At 48.2% G+C, this 14,428-nt stretch carries 8 protein-coding genes; 5 read left to right on the forward strand and 3 right to left on the reverse strand.

The genetic code is table 11. The features are described 5' to 3' along the window. Positions 1-30: 30 nt before the first annotated feature. Genes FIT99_RS08540 through FIT99_RS08555 form a run of 4 tightly spaced genes read left to right on the forward strand, consistent with a single transcriptional unit; the run spans position 31 to position 6,091 of the window. Positions 31-1,242, forward strand: a complete 1,212-nt coding sequence (locus FIT99_RS08540) for a nitrate/nitrite transporter (RefSeq protein ID WP_140003902.1) — start codon at positions 31-33, stop codon at positions 1,240-1,242. A 29-nt stretch (positions 1,243-1,271) separates the two neighbouring features. Next, a complete protein-coding gene (locus FIT99_RS08545; protein WP_140003903.1) occupies positions 1,272-2,960 on the forward strand; it encodes a bifunctional protein-serine/threonine kinase/phosphatase in 1,689 nt (562 codons plus the stop codon). Between the two features lie 32 nt (positions 2,961-2,992). After that, entirely contained in the window at positions 2,993-3,304 is a 312-nt protein-coding gene (gene nirD, locus FIT99_RS08550) for a nitrite reductase small subunit NirD (protein ID WP_140003904.1), read from the forward strand. 21 nt (positions 3,305-3,325) lie between these two features. Then, positions 3,326-6,091 carry a nitrate reductase gene (locus FIT99_RS08555; protein WP_223261157.1) on the forward strand — a complete coding sequence of 922 codons (2,766 nt, stop codon included), beginning with the start codon at positions 3,326-3,328 and terminating at the stop codon, positions 6,089-6,091. Between the two features lie 191 nt (positions 6,092-6,282). Here FIT99_RS08555 and FIT99_RS08560 read toward each other — a convergent pair whose 3' ends face one another. Further along, positions 6,283-6,594 (reverse strand): ArsR/SmtB family transcription factor, encoded by a 312-nt coding sequence (locus FIT99_RS08560; RefSeq protein WP_140003905.1) that lies wholly within the window; start codon positions 6,592-6,594, stop codon positions 6,283-6,285. A 113-nt stretch (positions 6,595-6,707) separates the two neighbouring features. Between FIT99_RS08560 and FIT99_RS08565 the strand changes: the two genes are divergently transcribed. Further along, positions 6,708-7,814 carry an NADH:flavin oxidoreductase/NADH oxidase gene (locus tag FIT99_RS08565; RefSeq protein ID WP_140003906.1) on the forward strand — a complete coding sequence of 369 codons (1,107 nt, stop codon included), beginning with the start codon at positions 6,708-6,710 and terminating at the stop codon, positions 7,812-7,814. 287 nt (positions 7,815-8,101) lie between these two features. On the opposite strand, the gene FIT99_RS08570 is transcribed toward FIT99_RS08565, so the two are convergent. Together FIT99_RS08570 and FIT99_RS08575 are read right to left on the reverse strand one after the other, a co-directional pair. Then, a complete protein-coding gene (locus FIT99_RS08570) occupies positions 8,102-9,808 on the reverse strand; it encodes a nuclease-related domain-containing DEAD/DEAH box helicase (protein ID WP_140003907.1) in 1,707 nt (568 codons plus the stop codon). A 1-nt stretch (position 9,809) separates the two neighbouring features. Beyond that, positions 9,810-14,417 (reverse strand): DUF3883 domain-containing protein, encoded by a 4,608-nt coding sequence (locus FIT99_RS08575; RefSeq protein WP_140003908.1) that lies wholly within the window; start codon positions 14,415-14,417, stop codon positions 9,810-9,812. Between the last annotated feature and the right edge of the window lie 11 nt (positions 14,418-14,428).

Genomic DNA, 14,428 nt, shown 5'->3' on the forward strand with positions numbered 1-14,428 from the left:
ACAATCTGATCGCACGCCCCGGGAGACATCATGCAAAAAAGCTTTTGGGAAGTCGGCCATAAACCGACACTGTTTTCAGCCTTCTTTTATTTTGACCTCAGTTTCATGGTATGGGTCATGCTCGGCCCGCTCGCGGTGCAAATCGCAGCGGATCTGCAATTGAATCCGGCACAAAAAGGCTTGATGGTGGCAACGCCGGTATTGACTGGCGCCCTGTTACGCATTGTCATGGGCGTGCTGGTTGATCAGCTCAAACCGAAAAAAGCCGGCCTAATCGGTCAAGTCATCGTCATTGCCGCCCTGCTCACCGCTTGGCTGCATGGCATTCATAGCTACCAGCAAGCGCTGTTATTGGGCATGTTTTTAGGGTTTGCCGGCGCTGCATTTGCAGTGGCGTTGCCACTGGCTTCCCGCTGGTATCCACCCGAGCATCAGGGGACTGCACTTGGCATTGCGGGTGCTGGCAACTCAGGTACTGCATTAGCCGCGTTATTTGCCCCAGGGCTGGCAGTGGCTTTTGGATGGAGCAATGTGTTTGGCTTGGCGCTGATTCCGCTACTAATTGCGCTTGTGGTTTATACCGTGTTTGCCAAAGATGCGCCGGATACGCCAGCCGCTAAATCCTTGTCCCAGTACTTGGCCGTGCTTAAAGACCACGACGCCTGGTGGTTTATGTTTTTTTACAGTGTGACCTTTGGCGGCTTTGTAGGCATGGCTTCATCACTCACGCTGTATTTTCATGACCAATATGGCCTCGACCCTGTGCATGCTGGTTACTTTACGGCGGCCTGTGTCTTCGCAGGCTCCTTGGTGCGGCCATTTGGTGGCTTGCTGGCTGACCGTATGGGCGGCATCCGCACATTGAGCGCCATGTATGTACTAGCGGCTATTTTCTTGTTCACCTTAAGCGTTGGCATGCACACGCAACTTGCGGGCTTGGCCGTGGTGGTGTTGGCCATGGCTGCGCTCGGCATGGGCAATGGCGCGGTGTTCCAATTAGTGCCACAACGTTTCCGTCGAGAGATTGGCGTCATGACCGGGCTGGTCGGCATGGCAGGCGGCGTCGGAGGCTTTTACCTCGCGTCCAGCCTCGGGTATTCTAAACAACTCACAGGCAGCTATCAGGTGGGTTTAGCGGTCTTTGCAGGTTTGGCGATGCTGGCACTGGTTGGGTTGTCTCGCGTGAAGCATCGCTGGCGCACCACTTGGGGTGCTGCCTCTGTCACGCGCGCTAAAATTTAGTCCATCCCCAGCCAACAACGGAAACAGTGATGAAATTGCGCTTCAGTAGCGGTGAATGCAGTGTGACTGGGCCTAGACCTCGTAACGAGGACTATATTGGCTTAGTCACGCCTGCGGATGCGCAATTAGAAATTAAAGGCGCCTTGCTGGCCGTGGCAGATGGCATTAGTGGCGGCGCGGGTGGGGCCGAAGCGGCAGAAATGACCATACGCACGCTCTGCGCGGACTACTATGCCACGCCGGACACTTGGACCATACAGCATGCTTTGGACAAAGTTTTGCTGGCGGCCAATCGCTGGGTGTTATCACAGGCCCGCAAGCATCAACACATGGCAGGTATGGCCACCACGCTCTCGCTGCTGGTATTGCGCGGACAGCGTTACGTACTGGCGCATGTCGGCGACTCGCGCATTTATCGGTTGCGTGCGCAATCGCTACAGTGCCTGACCACGGATCATGTGTGGGACAGACCCGATATGCGCCACGTGCTCAAACGAGCAGTCGGCTTGGATGATCAGCTCAGTGTGGATTATGCCGAGGGCTTGCTGCAAACTGGTGACGTGTATGCCATTGTGAGCGATGGGGTATGGGCGGCGCTGGGGGATGCTGATATTCATAAGGTCTTGATGCTATATCACACGCCTCAACTGATGGCAGAAGCACTGAGCCGTCTAGCTTTAGAAAAAGGGGGGCAAGACAACGCCTCTGCCGTGGTCGTAAGGGTTGATCAGTTGGGTGACGATCATCTCACCGATATGCTTGCGGATGCTTTAAGCCTGCCCTTACCACCAAAACTGGCCATCGGCGACCAACTCGACGGTTTTACCATCACGCAAATTCTCCACGATTCGCGCGTTAGCCTGCTCTATCAGGTTAAAAATCCAGCTGGCCAGTTGTTTGTATTAAAAACCTTGCAGGCCAGCCGGGCCGACGACCCCGCCAGTTGTGAGGCGCTGCTCAACGAAGAGTGGCTGGCCAAGCGGGTGGTGTCGCAGTGTGTGCCACAAATATTACCCCTAAGCCGTGAGCAGCGCACCGCGCTCTATTACGTGATGACTTGGCATGAAGGCGCCACCCTGCAACAGCGTTTGAATGCCGGACACCATTTCAGCATCAATGGCGTGGCCAATATCGGCCAAGATCTGATGCGCGGGCTGAGTATGCTGCATCGGTTAAATATCGTGCACCGTGACATCAAACCCGCCAATATTCATATGGGCAGCGACAATCGCCTCCGTATTCTCGACTTGGGCGTAGCACTTAACAGCACATTAGCCATGCCTGCACAAATCGACAATCCCGGCACGCCAAGTTTTATGGCGCCTGAGTTATTTGAAGGAAAACTGGCTGATCGACAAGCCGATATCTATGCCGCCGGCGTCACGCTCTATCACTTACTCACACGCAAATATCCCTATGGCGAGGTAGAGCCTTTTCAATCGCCCCGCTTTGGTGAGCCGATACGGCCCAGTCGCTATCGTCCAGAGATTCCGGCCTGGCTTGAAAACATTATTCTTAAAGCGATTGCCCGAAAACCGGATCAGCGTTTTGAAACCGCCGAAGAAATGTTGCTCGCACTGGAACATGGCGAGTTAAAACCGATTGTGATTCCACGTACCCCGCTGATCGAACGCGCACGACTAGTGAAATGGCAATGGCTGGCCATCATCTCACTTTGCATCAACCTATTACTGATTTACTTGTTACTGGTCTCTTGAGATCGGTATTACTGCAACAAAAGAGGAAAAAAATGAGCTGGACTAAAATCTGCCCGATGAACGAAATCCCGGTGCTGGGTGCACGCGTCGTACGCCATGGTGAGGTCGACATCGGCGTGTTTCGTACCGATGACGACCGAGTGTTTGCGCTAAACAACCGTTGCCCGCACAAGGGCGGGCCGTTGTCACAAGGCATGGTCTATGGCGATAAAGTCGCCTGCCCATTACACAGCTGGAAAATCAGCTTGGTGGATGGCAAAGCTGAAGAGCCGGATGTCGGGCAGACGGCGTGTTTTGCGGTGAAAATTGAAAACGGCGATGTTTATCTACAACTCAATCCTTAATCAAAGATGCAAGACCATTTTATGATGCAACCGTCACCGCGCCCACCCACCTCCAGCGCCGTCTCTACTGCGCCGGTCACGTTTTATCCCACGCGCAAAGAGACGCGGAGCACTTGCTGTTATTGCGGGGTGGGCTGTGGCGTCATCATTACCAGCGAAGGTAAGCAGATCGTCGACGTGAAGGGGGATCCTGAACATCCTGCCAATGCCGGTCGCTTGTGCTCCAAAGGCGCAACGCTGCACCTGACTACCAAGCTGGATGCACGCGCGCTTTATCCCGAGCGGCGCCTCTCACGTGACTTGCCGCGCGATCGCGTGGATTGGGATACCGCGTTAGACCATGTGGTCGACCGCTTTGCGGACATTATTCAAACGCATGGCCCGGATGCGGTTGCATTTTACATATCGGGCCAATTGTTAACCGAAGACTATTACGTTTTTAATAAGCTGGCCAAAGGGCTCATTGGTACCAACAACGTCGATACAAATTCCCGCTTGTGCATGAGCTCTGCCGTGGCAGGCTACAAAGCCACGCTGGGTGCCGATGCGCCACCCGCCTGTTATGAGGATATCGAACAGACCAATTGTCTGTTTATTGCCGGCTCGAACACAGCGTTTGCGCATCCGGTGCTGTTCCGCCGCATTGAGGATGCCAAAGCTAAAAATCCAGCGCTCAAGGTGGTCGTGGTTGATCCGCGTCGCACCGACACCGCGCAATTTGCCGACTTACATCTGGCCATTTTGCCCGGCACCGATGTTGCCCTGTTTAATGGTTTGCTGCATGTGATGTTGTGGGAAGGTCTGCTCGATATGGCCTATATCCGCCACCATACCGAAGGCTTCGAAGCGCTCAAAGAAACCGTGCGCGAATACACGCCAAAAATGGTAGCCGATATCTGCGGCATCGGCGAAAAAGACATTATTCAGGCAGCCAAGTGGTTCGGGGCTGGCCCCACCTTGTCCCTGTATTGTATGGGGCTGAATCAATCGATCCACGGCACTGAAAAAAATGCCGCTTTGATTAACTTGCATTTAGCTACTGGCCAAATTGGCATCCCAGGCGCAGGTCCGTTCTCTCTCACCGGCCAGCCCAATGCCATGGGGGGTCGTGAGGTCGGTGGCATGGCCAACCTGTTATCTGGTCATCGCGATTTGGCCAACGCAGCACACCGTGCCGAAGTGGCGCAGTTGTGGGGCATACCCGAGGTGCCGGCGCAGCCCGGCAAAACGGCGGTCGAAATGTTTGAAGCGCTAAAAACGGGCGAGATTAAAGCCATTTGGATTGCCTGCACCAACCCTGCGCACTCAATGCCCGATTTAAATCCAGTGCTATCTGCCTTGCAACATGCCGAACTGGTGGTGTTACAAGATGCTTTTAACAACACCGAGAGCAATGCCTATGCTGATGTGGTGTTACCAGCGACCACTTGGGGAGAAAAAGAAGGCACGGTGACGAACTCAGAGCGTCGCATCACAAGAGTGCGCCAAGCGGTCCCCAACCCCGGTGAAACCCGCCATGACTGGGAAACCGTGGTCGACTTTGCGCAAAGACTGGAACGAAAACTTGGCAAAGCCAACTTGCTTTTTCAGTATCCCGATACAGAAAGCATTTTTAATGAACACCGTGAAACCACACGAGAGCGTGATCTCGACATTTCAGGGCTGAGCTATCACATTCTGGAAACGCAAGGTCCACAACAATGGCCTTTTAAAGCGGGGGCCACGCAAGGCCAGGCGCGTCTGTATGGCGATGGCGTGTTTCAAACTGCGAGCGGCAAGGCACAGTTTATGCGCGCCGTTTACAAAGGCACCGCAGACAAACCAGATGCCCGCCATCCATTTCACCTACTCACTGGTCGCTTGCGGGATCAGTGGCACGGCATGAGCCGCACGGGCACCTTGGCACAGCTCTATCAACATGCCGAAGAACCTGTGGTGTCTATGCATGCCGATGATATGCAGCGCCGACAAATCAAAAATGGCGACATCGTCAACATTCGTAACAAACGTGGCAATTTGGTGATTAAGGTACAACAATCCAACGAAGTGAAACCGGCTGAACTGTTTATTCCGATGCACTGGGGAAGCCAGCACATGCAAGGCTTAGGCGTGAATGCACTGATGCCCTCAGCCTTTGATAAAAACTCCAAGCAACCAGAGCTCAAACACACTGCGGTCAATGTTGAAAAACTCCAGTTGCCTTGGCAAATGACGGTGATGCGCAAGTGTAATCAGCCCCATTTAATGGCTGACATCCGCCCGATGCTGGCAAAATTTGACTATGCCACCCTTGGCTTGTATGGACGTGGCGATGGCATGCTCATCTTACGCGTCGCCCATAAAACGGCACCGGACGCGTCGCTGATTGCCACGCTCGACGGCTTGCTGGGCATGGTAGAAGGTGCGCCTATGTTGCAGCTGGATGACGTGAAACGCGGCATCAGCAAACGTATTTTGGTTGAAGCCGCACAAGTGACCGGCGTCAGATTGATTGGTGAAACACTGGCCGCCGAGTGGCTGAAACAAGTCATGGTTGAGGGTGCATTTACCGACGCCGTGCGCAAATGGGCCTTAGCGCCGCTGGCTGCACCGCCCACCGGGCAAAAAACGCGCGGAAAAATTGTGTGCAATTGCCTAGATGTGTCTGAAAATGAAATTATCGACACCTGTCAGATGGGCGCCGATCTAGCAACTTTGCAGGCAAAGCTCAAGTGCGGCACCAGTTGCGGTTCATGCAAGCCCGAGTTGCTTCGATTGGTCAACCAATATGGAAAAAATCATGGTTAAACGGCGCTCGCCAGTCAACCAAACAACTAGTTAAGCCGCCTCGCTAATGATGAGCTCGAAAAAAATCAATTGAATCAAACATCACTGACTAGCTATTGTGATTGCGTGGCTGAGGATTTAAGCGGCGTGGTAGTTGCAACGGGTAGGCGCACGCGGCAGCTTGCCAGCGCCATTTCAATGCCGCGGATAAGTTACGATGGATTCAGTGCGCGCAATACCGATTGCAATACGCCGGGAAACTTCTGCTCAATCTCACCCACTCTGAGCGCATTCATATGCTCAGTGCCCTCAATCAGCGTCTCCACCAAGCCTGCCGCACGCAGAATTTTAAAGTGATGCGACATACTGGATTTAGGACGGTTTAAGTCTAGTTCACCGCAGGTCATCTTACGCCCTGCCTGTGCCAAGCGCCCGACGATTTCCAAACGCGTTGGATCTGACAGCGCGTACATAATGTCTGTTAATTCAACCTGATCCAAACTGGGATGTTTAATTTGTCGCATGGTTAAAATTTAACATAGCTGTTGATATTATTCTATAGTTCGATTATATTCGAACTATAGAAGTTAACAAGCACAAGCCCTGCTTTTATGATCAACTGAATGAAAGGAACACCATGGCAGATTTATTTTCAAGCTACACACTGAAAGACGTCACCCTCAGAAACCGGATTGCTGTGCCGCCAATGTGCCAATATATGGCCGAAGACGGTCTCGCCAATGATTGGCATAGGGCCCATTACGCCACATTGGCCCGCGGCGGTAGCGGATTGGTGATTGTCGAGGCCACCGGCGTAGCCCCAGAGGGTCGCATCACTCCGGGTTGCTTAGGCCTGTGGAATGACACCCAAGCAGAAAAACTGCGCGAGATTGCGGCTGCCATCAAAGCTACCGGTGCGGTGCCTGGCATTCAGATCGCCCATGCCGGGCGCAAAGCCAGCGCTAACAAACCGTGGGAAGGCGATGACCACCTGCCGGAAAACGATCCGCGTGCTTGGCAACCGATTGCCCCCTCTGCGATTGCCTTCGGGGGCGACTTGCCAAGAGTCCCCAAAGAGATGAGCATCGCCGATATTCAGCGTGTAAAAAACGATTTTGTCGCCGCTGCAAAACGAGCACTGGCAGCAGGTTTTGAGTGGCTCGAAATCCACTTTGCGCATGGTTACTTGGGGCAAAGCTTTACCTCGGCGCATTCGAATCAGCGCACCGATCAATATGGGGGCAGCGTTGAAAACCGTTCGCGCTTCACCCTCGAAACGCTAGAGGCCATCCGCGAAGTTTGGCCTGAGCACCTGCCGCTCACCGCACGTTTTGGCGTGATTGAATATGATGGCAACGATGAAGCGACCTTGAGTGAATCTATTGAGTTAGTAAAAGCCTGGCGCGCACGTGGCTTGGATATGCTGAGCGTCAGCGTCGGTTTTACTATTCCGGAGACCAACATTCCATGGGGTCCCGCCTTTTTGGCGCCTATCGCGCAACGCGTGCGGCTCGAAGCCGACATCCCAGTGTCCTCTGCTTGGGGCTTTGGTGCACCGACGCTGGCAGATAATGCGATCAGACAAGCAAAACTAGACCTCGCCATGATCGGCCGTGCACACCTCGAAAACCCGCATTGGCCCTACTTTGCAGCAAAAGCGCTACATCAAGAAAACCCTGCTTGGGTATTACCAGCGCCCTACGCACACTGGCTAGCCAGATACAGAAGCCCGACAGAAGCGTAATGCTACATGCCCCAATAAAATAAACCTGCCTCTTGGGCAGGTTTATTTATGTAAACAGCAAATGCGCTGCTTAAGGAATATTGGTTATAGATAATTAAGTCCGTCGGAAATGATCTCGTAACCCATTGATTTAGTTATACTAATAATTAAGAAAAACTATATTAAAGTAGGTCGGACAATTTAAGCTTTATTTGCTCAAAACTAGCTCTACTAAGCGGTGATATTTTTTTAAAGAATATTGTTATATTCTCAACATCTGATTAGAAATAGCCTTTCTCTGAGAGTACTTAACCGATTAGTGGAAGTGTACGTTTTGAACCCACGACAAAAAGTAATGACTTGGCTCTCGTTATCCCAACATACAGTAACTCCTGATAACCGACATCTATAATTTCATCACCTAACCACAAAATCACAACAGGTGCTTCTAGCCCTTTGAAACGAGCAACGGTATCTACAAGTATGGCGTTTTTTCGACCAACTGTACCTTCACTCCACTCAGTGCTTGGCGTTAATTTGTGAGCTTTTAGCAATTCGTATAAGTAGTTTTTTGGTTGTTTTGCCAATAGAACCACGATGTCTTCTGGACGAACACCTTGAGATAGAAGTCCAATAATAATCCTGGAGATTTCATTCGCTTGAGATGAATCGCTCTCTACAGAAATACGTTTTATTTCTTGACCATTCAAATCAGGTTCATCCACATCTTCACCAGAGTAATATGCGTAGCCACACCGATGAATTTGCGCTGTATTGCGGCAATTAGCTGCCAAGTAAAATGGCTCATCTGTAATAGGGAGCTCAGCGGGTCTTCGGTATAGTGACTGATTCTCATCTAAAAAAATATAAAGATGACCCGCGTCATAATTTTTTAATAAGCCATCCATGGCTAGCCAATAGTCGCTGCTGAAGTCTTGTGCCTCATCGATTAGTAACGCATCAAATTTTTCATCCAAAATTTCGTTCGAGAGAGCTAAAGCAAATGGCATCTGAAATTCATATTTATGTTTATCGCTGTTTCCGGGGTATGCATCTGATGCCTCTTGGCGAAGATTGCGATTATGAAGCTTTTGAACCTTTTGCATTCGAAGCTCGCAAAGCTGATGAAAGCTCATTGCAGAAATGTTCTGGGTATCGCCCAACCCCCTTGAAATAGCGTCGGCTAGAGGCCGGTTATAGCAAAGCAAGAGAACATCTAATCCTTGTGCTGCCAACTGTCGTGCTTTCTCCACAGCAATCAGTGTTTTACCAGTACCCGCACCACCGGAAATAATGGCTTTTTTTCTACCTCCGATTGTTCTTAGAATCTTAGATTGCCCTGCAGTAAGTCTTATCCGAGTTTGCTCAGCATCGTCGAGGTATGACTTAAGTGCAGGCAGTACTTCAGACGAACCGCAGAGGATTCTCTGAACAAGTTCAACTCCCTGATTACCTAGTGGCTGATCCTCCCCACTACGCCAGAAACCATAAACGCGAGAGATCCATGCGCTTAACGCCTGCATGTCCTTATCAATCCCAACAAACTCGATTCTTCTCTCTGGTGAAAGGAGTGGGCGAGCATCATGCACATCTGGTAGCATAACTGCGTGACCCAAGGTAAAGCGCTTTCCTCGCCAATCTTTCCATAACGTGCTGCCTACCAGCTGATCCTTTATAGAGTGACGCTCTTTGGAAGCCTGACGGAATGGATCTTTGATCTTATTGCGGTTGTGATGACGGTCGATTGAATGCCAGCTTCCTGTCTCAGCATCAAAGGCAACACCACCACCTTTAACCTCTATTGTTAGAATACCTGCATTTGGAGAAATGACCGTGAAGTCTGCCTCACCTTCTCTCAATCGACCGTGGTCATCTCGGTAAATCCACCCTACAGAATGAATTACCAACACATCATCTGGGAGCTGCTCTCTGCAAGCTCGGTAAAACTTTGCTTCGGCCTTCGACTGTATATTTCTAAGCTGCTCATCAGTCATCCCAGGAATCATTCTTGCCATATCAGTCCTCGCTCACAGTCATTGTTGCAGGACTGAACATTTTTGTCTCTACTCTTTTGTCTTCAAATTCAAGTCGCAACTTTGTAAGCACCCCAGTACCTATGACTTCAAGAATTTTGGCTTTTCCAAATTCAGGATTAGTCACGTATAGGCCAGCTGCAGGACTCATCGATTTATTTGTATTTCGGTTAGCAACGTCTTGCCAGCCGCGATCGAAACGGAATTGATCCGCTTTTCCGAATGGATTTTGCACTAACCATAGACGGCGGCGACCCTCATCTTGTGCGTACTCGACAACGCAGAGCCAATAGCGCTCACCATGATGGATGGCTGTACGCAGTTCTGTTGGAGTCAGCGCTACCCCTTCTTCCGTCCATGCTCCACTTTGACCCTTGATTTCGATATATTCTTGGCTCCCATTGAATGCTTCAGCAAGAAAATCGAAACCTGGGTTGTTTGGTGGCATCTCTTCAACTTTTCTCCATTGATTAGCTGCATTGACAATAAAGTAATCAATTGCAGCGCGTTCAATAGCTTTTTTACGGTCAGATGATGCGGAATCTGGGGAAACTGATGGCTCATTTTTCGAAGTCGTAGGTTCCGCATAACTGAGCAAACGGCCAGATTTTGTTGTTGTTTTTTGCTTGGGATGATTTTCTTTGTGATGAGTTTGAGGCTCATAGGTTGTAGATGAATGCCTGTAGCTCCCCATACCATCAGAAGTTTTATTTTCTTGCTCGATGTCAGGGGTCACATTTTGCGATTGACTGCTTTTGATCTCATTTTTGGTTTTAGCATCATCATGTTTAGGTCTTTCCTCATGATTAGCAGCTCGGGCATTTGCAACAGCTTGACTGCCATCATCTTCTTCATGCTCAATTTTAGGCAAGCGCTCACTCCGATCGTAATTAATCGGATAATCATTTGAGCTTGAATATGCTTTCCTAGAGGCATCACCAGTAACTTCAACGGTATCGGCGTTTATGAAATTTTCATCAATTGGCTCAACAACTTCGACTTCAAGAGGTCCTCTTGATTGAAATAGAGCATCCATTTCGTCTTCAGGTAACATGGGGATGCTGTTTATTTTTAAGTACTCATTGGCGTCTTCTATGTCCTCGGCCATTAGGATGCGACCAAAGTATCCCTCTGCACCTCTGCGACTCTTTAAAAGAAGCTTGTCTAACTCCCTGGCCACGTAGTCATGTTTTGAGCGAGTGCTTGAGTCAAGCAATATTTCTTTTTGACGTGATGCCGACTGACCTGATGTTACTTTTGACCATTCTCCCAGTGTTACTTTTAAGGAGAGCGACTCAACATCTATCACAATTGTATTGCTCAAATCGTTGAACAGACCATTTTTAATATTTTCCTTAAAGGATGCATGACTTTGTTCGTGAATGACTCTTGCGATAGGTATAAGCATTTCCCTTAGCTTGGCTGTAAGTCGATTGTTAATTTCGCCACCGATGTCTTCTGGGACTTCAATATTGATTACATCAGAAACACGTTGTATTTCCAGAGCATTCAATAGCGTGCTCACTGATGGAATCTGCGAAGACATAACATTCAAGAAAGAAACTTCTTCCTCATCCTCAAATAGCTTGGATAGTTCTGGTCGATCGTCAGCGTAAAGATGCTCAGATTTATCTACCATCTCGCCGCGTCTGTTAAGCAGAAGAGAATAGAAATCTAGGTCGTCCAACCAATCCGGCATATTGTCGGAGTCAATCATAGAACTCAATCTACGATATATAAATAGCGCAAACTCTTGTCGATCAGCTTCATCCACTTCATCAATTCTCTTTAGACCCTCCAGCCAGTTCTCAATGTATAGTGCTTCTGGTACCTTTAACTTTATTACAAAGAAACCATGAAAATCTCGGAATGCCACATCCAGAGGTGGAAAAAACTTATCAAAATATTTATTTCCTGTGGATTTCCAACAGGCTTCATCAGGAACTACCCACTTTGCAGAATCGCCTCTGCCAACTCTTATAAGTCCTTCCTTTGAGAATCCAGCCTGAATGGACGCTCTTTCTTTATCCCACAGCCTTTCTAGGTAACGATAAATTCGTGCTAATTGATCGCGATCCCTTATATCCTCAGACTTTATTTGCCGGAGGCGTTTAAAGCATGCTTCAGCATCTACCTTATAGGTAATGCCGCATGCGTCCATGAAGTCGTGATTTTGTAGTTTGGCTTCAACGAACAACACTCCATTACCAAGTACTGATCTGATTTCTTCATTATCTGCGTATGCTAAACTAAGAGTTACTTGAACATGTTTTCGAGTTGGAACGACTACCTGTCTGAGCTTAGATACAAGACTAGTTGTTGCCGAGTTCCAACTTCTCCCAGATTTATATGTATAAGTTGTTTGACTTGGATATAAATTCCAGTTGCGATCTAATGCCTCTAACGTAGCTCGACGAACGGCTGCTTTTGGTGATTGTAGCAAGGCGCTAAGTTCATCACTGCAAGCTACATTGCCAGAGTCGAACCTCGAAACCCTTGGCGTAATGTTTATGCCAATTTTTGCAAAGAAATCTCGCCACTCGGAAATATCTTGCTCCTGTTTTTCCAAACCATTGATAGTTCTAGAACTTTTCATGTAGTTAGGAGAAACGAACAAAGTTGGTGATAACTCATCCCCTATTAGGTTTTCTAAGTCAAAAGTAGGATTAAATTCCTTACCAAGATAGAGTTCTTCGGAACGAGCAAATCGCCATGTTTCGTTCGTCTTATCCTTTGTACCTATATATATCCCTTTTGAAAGTTGAGAGATGGCTGCAGACTCCTGTTGACCATTTTCTAGTGCTGAGGCGAGGTACTGAGGGAGCTTATCTTTGATGTAGCGCACATGACCAATCAACGCAGCGTAATCTGAGCTCTTCCATGAATTGGTTGCGTGAAGCTTAAGAATGTGCGAATGAATTAGCTCAATAGGTTTGTCGTGCTTTATACCAAGCTCATTGAAAAGCTTCATAACATCTTGTGAAGACTTTAGAGCCTCATTGAGTAATTCTGAATTTAAAATTGATAACTCATGTTCGAATCCATACTTCTTACCTGTATGCAATGGAAAAAAAACAGTTTGATTAGATGGCGTTATGAACTCACCGCTCTCTAAAGGAATACATGGTACTTTTTCTAGTTCCTTTACCATGCTGGCTCGATGGCCATCATAAGCGAGATATGTATAAAAAAGAGCTTTCCACTCCAATTCACGTTCTTTTAGCCAATCTGCATGCTTAATAAAAACAGAAGCGACATCTTGTACTGTCAAGTTTATGAACCCAAGAGAGTCTTTAAATGCTTTAGGTAATGAAAATCCATTTGCCAAGTAATCAGCATCGAAAACTATCAGAGCATCTTCTGAAGTAAAAAGCCCTCTCATTTTTTCAGATGCCAACAGAACTTCCGCAGGCTTTTTCCAGCCCCCTCCGGCTACCGGAATACACTCGATGGATTTAAGTTCTTTGATTAAATGATCAATGACTGGAGCAAAAAACTTATCGTGAATATCTTCCTTAATTGGAAGGTAATTAAAATAGGTCGTTGCTAATTCTGGACGTTGTTTGAACTCATGGATTGCATCCAAAAATGCAGAAGATATTGAATCGCGTAGACGTTTATTCCACTCTAACTCTTCATGAATTCCCTCGCGACTTGATGCGAGAACGAAATCTGCCTGAATATAGAACTTAAAGCCAAACTCTCGGATTGGAAGAAAAGCAAAAGTTTCGCAGCCGTGAGTTGGGGCTGCTTTTCCTGATTCATCAATTGGGAAGGCGAGCACGATTTCAGTTTCATTGATGCCGTCACGTTTTGGCTCATGAATGTCACTCATGTCTACCTTGAAAGATTTGCGCAAAAAAATCTGGCACTTCTCTTCTTCATTAGGTTTTATAGTTACTAGTGTTGTAACAGCGCCTTGGTCGGTGCGCTGAAAGCTAATCAGACCCTCGTTGGTTTCAATTTCAAGTTTTCGCAACTTCTGCAGAAAAAGCAGCAATGTGTCGCTGATGTCTGATAATGATGAAATTGAAAAAGAATGTTTAGCCTTAGCAGGGATAATTAACGTGGTTCTATCGTCTAGCTTTATGTCAGGCTCATGCCAATGAGGAACGACGTAGCCCAGCAAGTCCTGAGGATTTGATCTATCAAATCGGAAATGATACCCATTAGAATGAATCTCTGGCGAATCCGTTACCTTGAAGATAGATTTAAAGCCGATACCCTTTTCACCGATGTAACCTTTTCTTTTCTCGGCTTTCTTGGAACTTTCACCTGCTGAGCATAGTGCACGGACGTTTTTTTCTTCAAATCCGATTTCATTATTTTTCACAACTAGCCTGTTGCCGTCTAGTGTAAATGTAAGACTTGGATCAATCTCGGGATTATAAGTATTGTCGTCAGCATTCTGAATAAGCTCAAGAATAAAATGAGACTCTTTAGAGTTTAGATCCTCGGCGACGGTGGCCAGTAAGTTGCGATATTTACGTCGCATATTTTCGACAACTATCTTCGCTTCGCCTTGCAATTCGACGCCGATGCCAAATTCCTCACGACGGATTCGCTCAACAAGAGCTTTCTTATCATGCATATCTAACTCAC

The sequence above is a fragment of the Methylophilus medardicus genome, from assembly GCF_006363955.1.
Classification (GTDB): Bacteria; Pseudomonadota; Gammaproteobacteria; order Burkholderiales; family Methylophilaceae; genus Methylophilus; species Methylophilus medardensis.